The sequence below is a fragment of the Rhodococcus sp. Q1 genome (genome assembly GCF_004153645.1).
Lineage (GTDB): Bacteria > Actinomycetota > Actinomycetes > Mycobacteriales > Mycobacteriaceae > Rhodococcus > Rhodococcus gordoniae.
The window spans coordinates 286,533-299,431 of sequence record NZ_SDMJ01000004.1 but is presented as its reverse complement, the minus strand read 5'-3'; the positions used below and the strand labels follow the sequence as shown (position 1 = coordinate 299,431).

The 12,899-nt window shown below is 68.1% G+C and carries 14 protein-coding genes and 1 pseudogene; 9 read left to right on the top strand and 6 right to left on the bottom strand.

Annotation, left to right across the window (positions count from 1 at the left end; all coding sequences use genetic code 11):
• Positions 1 to 11 precede the first annotated feature (11 nt).
• Complete coding sequence (locus EQ874_RS13665) at positions 12 to 1,139, bottom strand: citrate synthase 2 (protein WP_129977112.1); 1,128 nt, start codon at positions 1,137 to 1,139, stop codon at positions 12 to 14.
• 183 nt (positions 1,140 to 1,322) lie between these two features.
• Here EQ874_RS13665 and pdxH point away from each other — a divergent pair, with 183 nt between their 5' ends.
• The 5 genes and pseudogenes from pdxH (at position 1,323) to EQ874_RS23220 (ending at position 5,967) form a co-directional block, all read left to right on the top strand.
• Positions 1,323 to 2,009, top strand: coding sequence for a pyridoxamine 5'-phosphate oxidase (pdxH, locus tag EQ874_RS13660; RefSeq protein ID WP_165369259.1), 687 nt, complete (start codon positions 1,323 to 1,325; stop codon positions 2,007 to 2,009).
• Positions 2,006 to 3,274 (top strand): MFS transporter, encoded by a 1,269-nt coding sequence (locus EQ874_RS13655; RefSeq protein ID WP_064064764.1) that lies wholly within the window; start codon positions 2,006 to 2,008, stop codon positions 3,272 to 3,274. The genes pdxH and EQ874_RS13655 overlap by 4 nt, the downstream gene beginning before the upstream one ends.
• A 622-nt stretch (positions 3,275 to 3,896) precedes the next feature.
• Complete coding sequence (locus EQ874_RS13650; RefSeq protein WP_016933032.1) at positions 3,897 to 5,195, top strand: citrate synthase; 1,299 nt, start codon at positions 3,897 to 3,899, stop codon at positions 5,193 to 5,195.
• 49 nt (positions 5,196 to 5,244) lie between these two features.
• Positions 5,245 to 5,595 (top strand): annotated as a pseudogene (locus EQ874_RS23225) (FKBP-type peptidyl-prolyl cis-trans isomerase); the annotation flags it as partial.
• Positions 5,572 to 5,967 (top strand): FKBP-type peptidyl-prolyl cis-trans isomerase, encoded by a 396-nt coding sequence (locus EQ874_RS23220; protein ID WP_232284705.1) that lies wholly within the window; start codon positions 5,572 to 5,574, stop codon positions 5,965 to 5,967. The pseudogene EQ874_RS23225 and the gene EQ874_RS23220, both read left to right, overlap by 24 nt.
• A gap of 87 nt (positions 5,968 to 6,054) precedes the next feature.
• Here the strand turns inward: EQ874_RS23220 and EQ874_RS13640 are convergent, their stop codons facing one another.
• On the bottom strand, positions 6,055 to 6,750 hold the full coding sequence (locus tag EQ874_RS13640) for a TetR/AcrR family transcriptional regulator (RefSeq protein WP_064064798.1): 696 nt from the start codon (positions 6,748 to 6,750) through the stop codon (positions 6,055 to 6,057).
• Positions 6,751 to 6,827: 77 nt separating this feature from the next.
• Here EQ874_RS13640 and EQ874_RS13635 point away from each other — a divergent pair, with 77 nt between their 5' ends.
• Entirely contained in the window at positions 6,828 to 8,627 is a 1,800-nt protein-coding gene (locus EQ874_RS13635) for an acyl-CoA dehydrogenase (RefSeq protein WP_129977111.1), read from the top strand.
• Here EQ874_RS13635 and EQ874_RS13630 read toward each other — a convergent pair.
• The 4 genes from EQ874_RS13630 to EQ874_RS13615 are packed head-to-tail and all read right to left on the bottom strand — an operon-like array spanning position 8,610 to position 10,971.
• Entirely contained in the window at positions 8,610 to 9,122 is a 513-nt protein-coding gene (locus tag EQ874_RS13630; RefSeq protein WP_165369251.1) for a hypothetical protein, read from the bottom strand. The genes EQ874_RS13635 and EQ874_RS13630 overlap by 18 nt on opposite strands.
• 44 nt (positions 9,123 to 9,166) lie before the next feature.
• Positions 9,167 to 9,658, bottom strand: coding sequence for a CinA family protein (locus tag EQ874_RS13625; protein WP_129977109.1), 492 nt, complete (start codon positions 9,656 to 9,658; stop codon positions 9,167 to 9,169).
• A complete protein-coding gene (locus EQ874_RS13620; protein ID WP_129977108.1) occupies positions 9,648 to 10,424 on the bottom strand; it encodes a pyrimidine reductase family protein in 777 nt (258 codons plus the stop codon). The genes EQ874_RS13625 and EQ874_RS13620 overlap by 11 nt, the downstream gene beginning before the upstream one ends.
• A 37-nt stretch (positions 10,425 to 10,461) precedes the next feature.
• The gene (locus EQ874_RS13615; RefSeq protein ID WP_129977107.1) at positions 10,462 to 10,971 is read right to left on the bottom strand and encodes a flavin reductase family protein; all 510 of its coding nucleotides are present in this window, start codon (positions 10,969 to 10,971) and stop codon (positions 10,462 to 10,464) included.
• Positions 10,972 to 11,070: 99 nt separating this feature from the next.
• Between EQ874_RS13615 and EQ874_RS13610 the strand changes: the two genes are divergently transcribed.
• From EQ874_RS13610 to EQ874_RS13600, 3 genes are read left to right on the top strand one after another with little or no spacing between them, the layout of a single operon-like run.
• The gene (locus tag EQ874_RS13610; RefSeq protein WP_129977106.1) at positions 11,071 to 12,192 is read left to right on the top strand and encodes a YihY/virulence factor BrkB family protein; all 1,122 of its coding nucleotides are present in this window, start codon (positions 11,071 to 11,073) and stop codon (positions 12,190 to 12,192) included.
• Positions 12,189 to 12,614: a phage holin family protein gene (locus EQ874_RS13605; protein WP_129977105.1), complete on the top strand. Its 426-nt coding sequence runs from the start codon at positions 12,189 to 12,191 to the stop codon at positions 12,612 to 12,614. Before EQ874_RS13610 ends, EQ874_RS13605 begins: the two co-directional genes overlap by 4 nt.
• Positions 12,611 to 12,853, top strand: a complete 243-nt coding sequence (locus EQ874_RS13600; RefSeq protein ID WP_129977104.1) for a DUF3618 domain-containing protein — start codon at positions 12,611 to 12,613, stop codon at positions 12,851 to 12,853. The genes EQ874_RS13605 and EQ874_RS13600 overlap by 4 nt, the downstream gene beginning before the upstream one ends.
• Positions 12,854 to 12,899: the final 46 nt, after the last annotated feature.

Below are 12,899 nucleotides of genomic sequence, written 5' to 3'. Positions count from 1 at the left end.
CGGGGGAGGGGTCAACGGTGTGCGATCGAGTCCCAGCCCGTGACCTCCGAGGCAGGTCGCGGATCCGGGCCTGTGTAGATCGCCGCGGGACGCACGAGCTTGCCCAGCCGCTTCTGCTCGAGGATGTGCGCGCACCAGCCGGCGGTGCGCCCGCAGGTGAACATCGCGGGCATCATCGCCGCAGGGACCTCCGCGAAATCGAGGATCACCGCGGCCCAGAACTCGACGTTGGTCTCGATCGCGCGGTCGGGGCGACGCTCGCGCAGTTCGGCCAGCGCGGCCTGCTCGAGCGCGGCCGCGGCCTCGAAGCGGGGAGCGTCGAGCCGCTTCGCGGTGCTGCGCAGCACCCGGGCGCGGGGGTCCTCGGCGCGGTAGACACGGTGACCGAAGCCCATGAGCTTCTCCTTGCGGTCGAGGATGCCCTTGACCAGTCCGCGCGGATCGCCGGTGCGTTCGGTCTCCTCGATCATCGGCAGCACGCGGGCCGGGGCGCCGCCGTGCAGCGGCCCGGACATCGCGCCGACGGCGCCGGAGAGCGATGCGGCCGCGTCGGCGCCGGTGGAGGCGATGACCCGGGCGGTGAACGTCGAGGCGTTCATGCCGTGCTCGGCCGCCGACACCCAGTAGGCGTCGATCGCCTCGACGTGCTTGGGATCGGGATCGCCCTTCCAGCGCACCATGAAACGCTCCGTGACGGTGCTCGCCTCGTCGATGCGCTGCTGCGGCACGGCGGGCTGATAGATGCCGCGGGCCGATTGGGCCACATAGGACAGGGCCATCACCGCGGCACGCGCGAGATTGTCGCGGGCCGTGGCGTCGTCGATGTCGAGCAGCGGACGGAAACCCCAGATGGGTGCGAGCATCGCCAGCCCCGCCTGGACGTCGACACGCACGTCGCCGGTGTGGATCGGGAGGGGGAACGGCTCGGCCGGGTACAGGCCGCGACCGAACTCGCCGTCGACGAGCAGAGCCCACACGTCGCCGAAGGTGACTCCCTTCTCGACGAGTTCTTCGATGTCGACCCCGCGATAGCGCAGTGCGCCACCGTCCTTGTCGGGCTCGGCGATGTCGCTCGTGAAGGCGACCACGCCTTCGAGTCCTGCGACGAAATCCTCGGGAACTGACGTGCGCATTGCCATGACGGTTGGGCTCTCCTCATTCGAGCACGGCCCGGTCCGAGCCGCGCTGCCGGTGGAATGAGGTCACCGCCAGGTGTGATCGGCACCCCACTCGGGTCGTCCTGAAAACTGTAGTCCTCGTGGTCCGAGCGCCGCCTTCCGGATGCCGGAGTACCGTCGTCGTTCGTGCCGTCCGATACACCGTTGCCGCGCCCCGAGGGAGACGACCTCGCGCGTATGCGTGTCGACTACAGCCCGGCCGGGCCGACCGACGAGTCCCCCGCCGACCGCGATCTCACCCCGGACGATGTCGCCGGAGGCTGGCTTCCGCTGTTGCGTACGTGGTTTGCGGACGCGGTCGCCACCGCTGTGCCCGAACCCAATGCGATGGTGCTCGCGACCGTCGACGAGCAGGGCCACCCGGCGACCCGCACCGTGCTGTGCAAGAAGATCGACGCCGACGGCCTGACCTTCTTCACGAACTTCGAGTCCGACAAGGGCCGCCATCTGGCCGGGCATCCCTACGCTTCGGCCACCTTCCTGTGGCTGCCGGTCTACCGGCAGGTGACGGTCCGCGGACCGGTCGTCCGCGTGCCCGACGATCAGACGCTCGCGTACTGGCACACCCGTCCGCGCGGATCACGACTCGGCGCGTGGGCGTCGCAACAGTCACGGCCGGTGGGGGAGCGAGCCGATCTCGAGCACGCCCTCGTCGAGGCCGCCGAGCGGTACGACCTCGACGACGACATCCCGGTGCCGCCGTTCTGGGGCGGCTTCCGGATCGTGCCGGAGTCGGTCGAGTTCTGGCAGGGCCGACCCAATCGGTTGCACAACAGGATCCGGACCCGCTCGGTCGACGGTCGCTGGGTCACCGAGCGCCTGCAACCGTGAGGCGGTTGCTCGCCGACACCACACCCCTGCGCACCAAGGATTACGCCCGGCTGTGGTGGGCCGGGATCGTTACCGTCATCGGCGCCCAGATGGCCGTGGTCGCCGTGCCGCAGCAGATCTACGAGATCACCCGCAATTCGGCATATGTGGGCCTGACCGGTGTCTTCGGGCTGGTTCCCCTCGTGGTCTTCGGACTGTGGGGTGGAGCCCTCGCCGACGCCATGGATCGCCGGAAGCTGCTCCTGATCACCTCCGCCGGACTCGGTGCCACGTCCCTGCTGCTGTGGGTGCAGGCGGCGAGCGGACTGGACAACGTGTGGATCCTGCTGTGTCTGTTCTCGGTGCAGCAGGCGTTCTTCGCCGTCAACCAGCCGACCCGCGCGGCGATCATCCCGCGGTTGCTGCCGACGGGGCAGATCGCGGCGGCCACCTCGCTGAACATGACGGTGGTGCAGTTCGGTGCCATCGCCGGGCCGTTGTTCGCGGGTGCCCTCATCCCCGTCGTGGGTCTGCCCACCCTCTATCTGCTCGACGCGATCTTCCTGCTCGCAACCCTGTGGGCGGTGGTCCGGCTACCGGCGATCCCGCCGCTGGGTGAGGTGACCCGCGCCGGTCTGCGCGCGGTGTTCGACGGCTTCCGGTATCTGTCCGGACAGAAGATCCTGCTGGCGTCGTTCGTCGTCGACATCGTCGCGATGGTGTTCGGGATGCCGCGCGCGCTGTTCCCGCAGATCGCCCACGAATCGTTCGGTGATCCCGCGCAGGGCGGCTTCGCCCTCGGTCTGCTGTTCGCGGCGATGTCGGTGGGCGCGGTGATCGGCGGCGTCTTCTCCGGGTGGTTGCCGCGAGTGCAGCGACAGGGGCTCGCCGTGATCGTGTGCATCGTCCTGTGGGGCGTGGCGATGGTGGGTTTCGGTGCCGCGGTGTGGTGGGCCGAGCCGGGCGGCAGCGGCCTGCTGCTGTGGGTCGCACTGTTCTTCCTGGCCTTCGGCGGTGCGGTCGACATGGTGTCCGCGGCCTTCCGCTCGACGATGCTGCAGACCGTCGCGACCGACGAGATGCGCGGTCGGCTCCAGGGTGTGTTCATCGTGGTCGTCGCGGGCGGGCCGCGCATCGGCGACGTGCTCCACGGTGCGGCCGCAGCGGCTGTGGGCACGGCAGTCGCGGCGGCCGGTGGCGGTGTGCTCGTGATCGTCGGCACGGCCGTGTGCGTCGTCGCTTTCCCTGCCTTCGTGCGCTACCGGGTCTCGCGCACCCTCGGGTGACGACAGGTCCACATTCTCGCCGGAAACGACTTCGTCCGGAAGCGGCGCGTGCAACCCGGTGACGGCGATGCGCGGGGTTGCGTCATGTCGATTCGAAACACTCTGCCGCGCAGAATGTTCTGCACGATGCCGGGGCGCTGTTCTCCACCGCCGCTGTTCTGCGCCTCGAAGCGGAAGGATCCCTCCGAAGGGACGGCGGACGACGCCGGGATGGTGTGATCGCCCGACGGGCAGCCGGTGATGGCGGCGATCCTGTCGGACTCGACGACCGATGAACCGATGCGCCTCTCGAGGGTGCAGCCGTCGCGCAGGCCACCGCCGCACTCCTCGATGTGCTCCTCGCGGTGCCGTGAGTAGAGTGACCGCGTGGGCGCCGGATACGCGCAGATCCCCGCGTAACGACCTTGGTGAGACTTGGGTAGTATTGCCGCAGGTTATCGGCGTGTGCCGGCCTTGCGGCGCTGTCGCAGAGGGTGCGGGCGAGCGTTCGGAGCCCACATGGACGACATACCGATCGGGGACTTTCGGCGGACCCTGCCTCAGCGCATACCCCGCGCTACGGCTAGGTTCTACGTGAATGTCCGGAAGTTTCTCGTAGGTCTGAGCTTGAGAGGGATCCTTCGTGCCCGCTGAGAATGACACCAACCCCACCCTCAGCTACCCCGGTGGCGAACACACGATGTCGATCGCCAAGGCGACGGAAGGCAATGACGGTATCGAGCTGGGCAAGCTCCTTGCGGCGACCGGGTACACCACCCTGGATCCGGGTTTCGTCAACACCGCCTCCACCAAGTCGGCGATCACGTACATCGACGGTGAGGAGGGCATCCTGCGGTACCGCGGATACCCGATCGAGCAGCTCGCCGAGAAGTCCACGTTCATCGAGGTCAGCTACCTGCTGATCTACGGTGAGCTGCCGACCGCGGAGCAGCTCGAGGTCTTCACCGACAAGATCCGCCGCCACACCCTGCTGCACGAGGATCTCAAGCGGTTCTTCGACGGCTTCCCGCGCAACGCGCACCCGATGCCCGTCGTGTCGAGCGCTGTCAACGCCCTGTCGGCGTACTACCCCGACTCCCTCGACCCGGACGACTCCGAGCAGGTCGAGCTGTCGACGATCCGTCTGCTCGCCAAGCTGCCGACCATCGCGGCCTACGCGTACAAGAAGTCGGTCGGTCAGCCCTTCCTCTACCCCGACAACTCGTTGTCGCTGGTCGAGAACTTCCTGCGCATGACCTTCGGCTTCCCGGCCGAGCCCTACGAGATCGATCCCGAGATCGCGCAGGCGCTCGACATGCTGCTCATCCTGCACGCCGATCACGAGCAGAACTGCTCGACCTCGACGGTGCGTCTCGTCGGCTCGTCCGATGCCAACCTCTTCACGTCCATCTCGGGTGGCATCAACGCGCTGTGGGGCCCGCTGCACGGCGGCGCCAACCAGGCCGTGCTCGAGATGCTCGACGGCATCGCCAAGTCCGAGGGCGACGTCAAGGATTTCGTCCGCAAGGTCAAGAACAAGGAAGACGGCGTGAAGCTCATGGGCTTCGGGCACCGCGTCTACCGTAATTACGATCCGCGGGCCGCGATCGTCAAGAAGACCGCCGACCGCATCCTCAAGAAGCTCGGTGCGGGCGACGAACTGCTCGAGATCGCCATGAAGCTCGAAGAGGCCGCGCTCACGGACGACTACTTCATCGAGCGCAAGCTGTACCCGAACGTCGACTTCTACACGGGCCTGATCTACCGTGCGATGGGCTTCCCGGACCGCATGTTCACCGTGCTGTTCGCCCTCGGCCGCCTGCCCGGCTGGATCGCGCACTGGCGTGAGATGCACTCCGACCCGACCCTGAAGATCGGCCGTCCGCGTCAGATCTACACCGGCTACACCGAGCGGCCGTACACGTCCCTCGAGGAGCGCTGACCCTCGTAACGACCGGACATCTCGACCGAATCCCGACGAGGAGACACGCATGACAAAGCCCGAAATCGAGTTCCAGGAGGGCCCCGCTCCCACCCAGTTGGTCATCAAGGACCTGGTGGTCGGCGACGGTGCCGAGGCGGAACCCGGATCGAAGGTCGAAGTCCACTACGTCGGGGTCGAGTTCGATTCCGGTGAGGAGTTCGACTCGTCGTGGAGCCGCGGTGAGTCCATCACCTTCCCGCTGTCCGGCCTGATCGCCGGCTGGCAGGAAGGCATCCCGGGCATGAAGGTCGGCGGGCGTCGCCAGCTGACCATCCCGCCGGAGCTCGCCTACGGTCCGGCCGGATCGGGACACCGCATGTCCGGCAAGACCCTCGTGTTCATCATCGACCTGCTCGCCGTGCAGGTGCCGCCGGAGGTTCCGACGATCGAGCCGGCGACCGGCCCTGCGCCCGCCGATCTCGTGATCGAGGACATCACGATCGGTGACGGCGACGAGGCCCAGCCGGGCGGCGTGGTCGATGTGCACTACCACGGTGTGGAGTACGAGACCAACGAGGTGTTCGACTCGTCGTTCGCTCGTGGCGACTCCGCCCGGTTCCCGCTGGGACGGCTGATCCCGGGTTGGCAGGAGGGCATTCCGGGCATGCGCGTCGGTGGACGTCGCAAGCTCACGGTGCCCCCGCAGCTCGCGTACGGACCGGCCGGTTCCGGGCATCCGCTCGGAGGCAAGACACTGGTCTTCGTGATCGATCTCCTCGGCGTCGGATAACCGCGCCCGCAACGACATTCGAGGCCCGCGACAACGGTGGTCACACCGATGTCGCGGGCCTCGTCGTCGTTCGGCGGCCGACCCGGGTCAGTGTGGGGGTGCCCCGAGCATCGACAACGCCAGGTCGACGTAGTGGCGGGCCAGGTCGTCGACGTCCATTCGGCCCGGGCGGTACCACCGGGCGACATCGATCCCCAGCGACAGGACGGCCAGGGCTGCGGTGGGCACGTCGCCGACGCGGAACGCGCCGCTGCCGACTCCGGAGGAGATGACCTCGCGGACCACGGCGTCGGTGCGCCGGCGGATCTCGGCGATCTCGCGGTAGTGCTCCTCCGAGAGCGCGTGCAGTTCGTACTGCGCGACGCGGCAGGTCGTGTGGTGCACCGCGTGGATCCGCACGAACCGGTCGACGATCGCGCGCATCCGTTCGACCGGATCGGTGGAGATCGCAGCAGCGCTCTCGACCTCCTCGAGAACGTGGAGGTGTCCGTTGCGACCGGCTTCGAAGAGTACCGCCTCCTTGGACGGGAAGTGCACGTACAGAGCGGCGGGGCTCAGCCCCGCGCCGACGGAGATGTCCCTGGTGGTGGTCGCGTGGTAGCCGCGTCGGGCGAAGGACTCCACGGCGGAGGCGACGAGCCGGCGCGCGACGTCGGATCCGCCGCCCGGAAGGGCGGCGGCGGGGGAATCGACGGTAACGGGCGCGTCGGAGGTCTGCTCGGGTGTGTCGGTCACGGGGTCCGTCCTGCGGGTCGCGGAAAAGGCGTCGTTGACATCATGCACCGGCATTGCTCTACTGAGTGAGCGCTTAGTTCGTTCCTGCTGCGGCCGGATACCCGCGTCGCCCGAAAGGATCCCCGATGCCCTCACCTCTCCTGTCCCGCCGCGATCTGGACTTTCTTCTCTACGACTGGCTCGACGTCGAGTCCCTGACCACGCGGACACGCTTCGCCGACCACTCTCGGGAAACCTTCGATGCCGTACTCGCCCTGAGCGCCGACATCGCCACCAAGCACTTCGCGCCGCACAACAAGAAGGCCGACGCCCAGGAACCCCGCATCGGGGAGGACGGCCGCGTCGAGATCATCCCCGAGGTCAAGGACGCCCTGGAGCTGTTCTCCAAGGCAGGCCTCCTCGCGGGCGGATTCGACGAGGAACACGGCGGGATGCAACTTCCGGTGACGGTGCAGCGCGCGTCGATGGCGTGGTTCCAGGCGGCGAACGCCGGAACCTCCGCCTATCCCTTCCTCACGGCGGCGAACGCGAGCCTGCTCGTCGCGCACGGCAGCGACGAGCAGATCGCCACCTTCGTACCGCCCATGCTCGAGGGGCGCTTCTTCGGCACCATGTGCCTGTCCGAACCCCAGGCAGGCTCCTCGCTCGCCGACATCACCACCAAGGCCGTGCCCGCGGACGACGGCTCCTACCGCCTCACCGGCACCAAGATGTGGATCTCCGGCGGCGATCACGAACTCACCGAGAACATCGTCCACCTCGTCCTCGCCAAGATCCCCGGCGGACCGGACGGGGTGAAGGGCATCTCGCTGTTCATCGTCCCGAAGTTCCTCGTCGAGGCCGACGGCACCCTCGGCGAACGCAACGACGTCGCCCTCGTCGGCCTCAACCACAAGATGGGCAACCGCGGCACCACCAACACCTTGCTCAACTTCGGGGAGGGCGTCCACACGCCCGGCGGAAAGGCCGGTGCGGTCGGCTACCTGCTCGGCGAGCCGCACAAGGGCCTGTCGTACATGTTCCACATGATGAACGAGGCGCGGATCGGCGTCGGCTTCCTTGCCACCTCCCTCGGGTACGCCGGATACCTGCAGTCCCTCGACTACGCCCGCACCCGCACCCAGGGCCGTCCGCTCGGCGCGAAGAATCCGGCCTCACCGCAGGTTCCCCTCGTCGAACACGCCGATGTACGGCGGATGTTGTTGGCGCAGAAGTCGTACGTCGAAGGTGCGCTGGCGTTGGGCTTGTACTGCTCGAAGCTCGTCGACGACCAGCGCACCGCCGAGAGCGAAGCGGCGCGCGCACGCGCCGGTCTGCTGCTGGACCTGCTCACGCCCATCGCGAAGTCCTGGCCGTCGCAGTGGTGCCTCGAGGCCAACAGCCTCGCGATCCAGGTGCTCGGGGGCTACGGCTACACCCGCGAGTTCGACGTCGAACAGTTCTACCGCGACAACCGCCTCAACCCCATTCACGAAGGCACCCACGGTATCCAAGGTTTGGATCTGCTCGGCCGCAAGGTGATCATGCAGGGCGGTGCCGCTCTCGCGCTGCTCGGCGAAACGGTAGGACGGACCATCGCGCAGGCGACACGGGCAGGGGGCGACGCCGCCGCTTACGCGGAACAGCTGGGCGCGGCCGTGGGGCGCGTCGCGGAGACCACCGCGACACTGTGGTCCACCGGCGATCCCGCTGTGGCCCTGGCGAACTCGTCGGTCTATCTGGAAGCCGTCGGGCACGTCGTCGTGGCATGGCTGTGGCTCGAGCAGCTCCTCGCCGTAGGCGACCGCGAGGGTGACTTCTTCGACGGGAAGCGCGCTGCCGCACGCTATTTCTTCCGTTTCGAACTGCCGAGGACCGGCCCGCAGTTCGATCTGCTCGCGAGCCTCGACCGGACGACCCTGGACGTGTCACCGTCGGCTCTGTGACGGTCTCTCCCAGGTCACCGTGAGCGACCCGCCGACCGGTAGCGCATGCCACCGGTCGGCGTAGTCGTCGAAGGTGTCCACGATGCGGTCGACCACCGGTACGACGTCCTTCTCGGAGACATGGGCCGGCAGCCCGTCTGCCGGGCGGCGCCGCGCCTCCCAGACGGGGACGGCGATGCGCGCCAGTTCCTCCGACCTGATCATGTCGGCCTCCGCGCGCGGGGGCATCGCATGCTTCTTCGACCTGCGACGCCGACCGGCCCGGGTTCGTTCTGCGTCGTCGGCAGGCCAGAACAGGCCGTTGTCGCCGGCGGCCAACTGCCCGTAGACGCCGAGCTCGATGCCCGCCTCCCTCTCGACCAGCAGGTGCACGAGGTCGTGGGGGAGATAGGGGTGACCGCCCGGGCCGTTGCGCGGAGCGAGTTCCGGTCCGGTCTCGCGATGCACCGCGATCTCGTACCCGATGCCGGGACCTTTCGTGAAGACGACGCGCATGGCCGTCACGGTAGGTCACGCAGGCAGGGGACCGCATCCGATTTTCAGGCGGATGCCCGCTCCACGAGCAACGACAGCGCGTGACGCACCGTCTGTGCGAGCACCTTCTCCGGGTCACCGTCGAAGTGCTGCTCCTCGCTGCGAGTTCCGTCCGGACCGGTCGTCGCGAAACAGACCGTGCCCGGCGGACGGCCGTCCTGCGGATCGGGTCCGCCGGCTCCGCTCACGGCGACGACGATCTCGGCTCCCAGGAGGCGGGAGGTGCTCTCCGCCATCGTGCGCGCCGCGGTCTCGCTGACCACCGGACCTTCGGGTACGTCCAGCAGGCCGTACTTGACCTCGCGCGAGTACGCGACGATGCCGCCGCGGAACCAGTCGGAGCTGCCCTTCGCGGCACCCAGGCGGGCTGCGAGCGTGCCGGCGGTGAGCGACTCCGCGCAGCCGAGCGTCAATTCCTTGTCGGAGGCGAGCTGGGCCAACTGCTCGATCAGCTCGTCGGAGGTGTCCGTCCCCTCCACCACATCGTCATCGGCCATGCGTGTCTCCTTCCAGAGCATCGGTCCGCACCCAGCGGGTGAGCAGGGTGCCGTCGTCGTCGCACACCAGGTGCGCACGTCGCAGGGGGGTCAGGGCAGCCGTCGGTGCGTGCGCGATGCGCCCGGCGTTACCGGCGGCCAGGACCGGCGCCCAGGTCAGACACAGCTCGTCGACAACGCCGTCCTCGATCATGCGGCCGAACAGGCTGGGCCCGCCCTCGCACAGCACGCGGAGCCATCCTGCCTCGCCGATCGCGGCGAGCAAGGAGGGTCCGTCGATCACCGCGTCGGCGATGACGCGTACCTCGCCACCGGCGGCCTCGACCGCGCGCCGGGCGCTCTCGGGGGCACGTGCGGTCGTGAACACCACGGGCGGGATCGTCGTATCGGTGAACAGACGCAGGTCGGGTGGCAGGTCGCACGAGGCGGTCACCACCGCGACCGGGGGTATCGGAGCCAGTCCGGCCTCCTGCCGCCGCGCCCGCAGGGCCTCGCTCGTCCGGGCGCCACCGTAGTTCTCGGCGCGCACCGTGCCCGCACCCACGAGGATCACGTCGGCGAGCTCGCGCAACAGCCCGAAGACCTTCTTGTCGGAAGGGGAACCCAGGGCGCCCGACCGTCCTTCGACCGCCACGGCGCCGTCGAGCGAGGACACGAAGTTGATCCGCAGCCACGGCCGGGACAGGTCGTCGGGATAGGCGTAGAGGGCGCGCAGCGCCGTGTCGTCCACGTGCTGCGCCGCAGGGGTGCCGTCGAGTCGTCGCATGTCGCCGATCAGATCACTTGCGCTCTACGGATGCACGTCACGCGCCGTGCCCGGCTTCGAGATCGCCCACGGACGCGAAGGTCATGAGGCGGTCCAGGTCGCCGCGGAGCTCGCCGCGTTCGGGTTCGAGGAGGAAGCCTCCGTGGTCACCGGTCGTGAACGTCTCCAGGATCCGGCCGACGAACCAGGCCCGCGGGCCGTCGAGCACGGGCAGGCCGTACGGTCCCTCCCGCCACGAGCAGCGGTCGAACTTGTCGATGTCGTCACCGGTGTGCTCACCGAACAGCGCCGCCAGTTCGCGATCGGCCGGGGTCAGGACGTGTACCGCGAGATGCTTCGCCTTCGACGCCACCCGGTACGTCCGGTTCTTGTCCGACAGTGCCACGAGAAAGCGTGCCGGATCGATCGCGGACTGCGTCGCGAATCCGATCAGGCAGCCGCTGCGTTCCTCACCGTCGAATGCGGTGACGATGAACATCGGGTAGTCGAGCTGCGAGGCGATGTCGGCGAAACCGTCGGCGGATCCTTCGAGTGGGATGTCGGGCATGAGCCGAATCGTACGGCCGTCGCACCGCTGAGGCGGCGGGTTCGGTCTCGGTGCGGTTGTGAGTTTGGTCCGTGTGCGACCGCGGGTATCCGCCGCAGTATGGATGCCGAGCACAGACGTGACGGGTCATCGGGTGCCACCCTCGCACCCGACGATCCGCGCAAACCCGACTCTCCGACCGATTTGTCCAAACCGTCGTGGAAGTATGTGCTGCGCAGGACGATTCGAGAGTTCAGTCGGGATCAGTGCACCGATCTCGCCGCCGCGCTGACCTACTACGCCGTCCTGTCGCTGTTCCCGGCCCTGCTCGTCGTGGTCTCGTTGCTCGGTGTGTTCGGCCAGGGGCAGACGACGGTGGATGCCGTGCTCGGCATGGTCGAGGATCTCGGTCCGTCCTCCGCCGTCGATACGCTCCGAGGACCGATCGAACAGCTCGTCGCCGCACCGACAGCCGGATTCGCCCTGGTCGTCGGTATTCTCGGCGCACTGTGGTCGGCATCGGGATATGTCGGCGCCTTCGGCCGCGCCATGAACCGGATCTACGAGATCGAAGAGGGGCGGCCCGTCTGGAAACTGCGTCCGCTGATGCTGCTGATCACCGCAGTGGCCCTGGTGGCCGCGGGCGCCACCGCCCTGATGCTCGTGATCAGTGGTCCGGTGGCACGGACGATCGGCGACGTCATCGGCCTCGGCGACACCGCTGTGACGGTGTGGAACATCGTCAAGTGGCCCGTGATGCTCGCGCTGGTGGTGATGATCGTCGCTGTGCTGTACTACGCGACACCCAATGTGTCCCAGCCGAAATTCCGCTGGGTCAGCCTCGGATCACTCATCGCGATCCTGGTGTGGATCGTGGCCTCGGTGGGATTCGCCTTCTACGTCTCGAATTTCGGCAGCTACAACAAGACCTACGGATCCCTCGCCGGCGCAGTGATCTTCTTGCTGTGGTTGTGGATCACCAACCTGGCCCTGTTGTTCGGTGCCGAGTTCGACGCCGAGATGGAGCGAGGCCGCCAGCTGCAGGCCGGTATGCCCGCCGAGAAGACACTGCAACTGCCCGAACGTGATTCACGCGCGAGCGAGAAGAACGCCGCCAAGCTCGAGGAACTCGTCGAGCACGGGCGGAAACTGCGTGAAGCCCACAGCGTGGACAACTCCTCCGAGGAGGCGACCGACTCCGTGGACCCTACCCGACCCTCGACAGAAAGGAGTCCGCGATGACGACGCCCGGCGGCAATGCGCGTCCCGTGGCCGAACAACCGAAGAACCTGTCCACGGTCGAACTCACCGAGCGGCTCACCGAACAGGTGTCGACCCTGGTCCGGACCGAGGTCTCCCACGCGCTCGAGGAGGTCAAGTCCAAGGGCACCCGTATCGGTGTGGGCGTGGGTATCTCGGGTGCGGGAGCGATCCTGCTGTTCCTGGGACTGGCGACGCTGATCGCGACAGCCGTGCTCGGCCTCGCCACGGCCGTCGAGCCGTGGCTCGCCGCCCTCATCGTCGCGCTCGTGGTGCTCGTCGTCGGAGGCATCCTCGCGGCGGTCGGTGCCTCGAAGGCGAAGAACGCCGCACCCCCCGTACCGGAACGCACGGTTGCCAGTGTCCGCGCCGACATCGACGCCGCGAAGGGAGCAACGAAGTGACCGCATCCGACAACGATGGGCGTCCGGAGGACGTGGCCGACATCGAACGTCAACGGGCAGAACTCGCCGCGACCGTCGGCGAACTCACCGACAGACTCGACGTGCCCACGAGGATCAAGCAGTCCGCAGCCGAACGGGCGGAGGTGGTGCGCACCCGGCCCGACCTGATGGCGGCGGCCGGGGGAATGCTCGCAGCGGTGATCGTCCTGTGGATCGTGAGACGCCGACGACGCAGGTGACGTAGGCGTACCCCGGCGGACGGATACTCGTGCTCTGCACCGGGTA

What these genes read in the sequence shown, in the direction of transcription:
- EQ874_RS13665 (WP_129977112.1), bottom strand. Translation starts at nt 1,139, where the DNA reads ATGGCAATGCGCACGTCAGTTCCCGAGGATTTCGTCGCAGGACTCGAA.
- EQ874_RS13635 (WP_129977111.1), top strand. Translation starts at nt 6,828, where the DNA reads ATGCCCTCACCTCTCCTGTCCCGCCGCGATCTGGACTTTCTTCTCTAC.
- EQ874_RS13630 (WP_165369251.1), bottom strand. Translation starts at nt 9,122, where the DNA reads ATGCGCGTCGTCTTCACGAAAGGTCCCGGCATCGGGTACGAGATCGCG.
- EQ874_RS13625 (WP_129977109.1), bottom strand. Translation starts at nt 9,658, where the DNA reads ATGGCCGATGACGATGTGGTGGAGGGGACGGACACCTCCGACGAGCTG.
- EQ874_RS13620 (WP_129977108.1), bottom strand. Translation starts at nt 10,424, where the DNA reads ATGCGACGACTCGACGGCACCCCTGCGGCGCAGCACGTGGACGACACG.
- EQ874_RS13615 (WP_129977107.1), bottom strand. Translation starts at nt 10,971, where the DNA reads ATGCCCGACATCCCACTCGAAGGATCCGCCGACGGTTTCGCCGACATC.
- EQ874_RS13610 (WP_129977106.1), top strand. Translation starts at nt 11,071, where the DNA reads ATGGATGCCGAGCACAGACGTGACGGGTCATCGGGTGCCACCCTCGCA.
- EQ874_RS13605 (WP_129977105.1), top strand. Translation starts at nt 12,189, where the DNA reads ATGACGACGCCCGGCGGCAATGCGCGTCCCGTGGCCGAACAACCGAAG.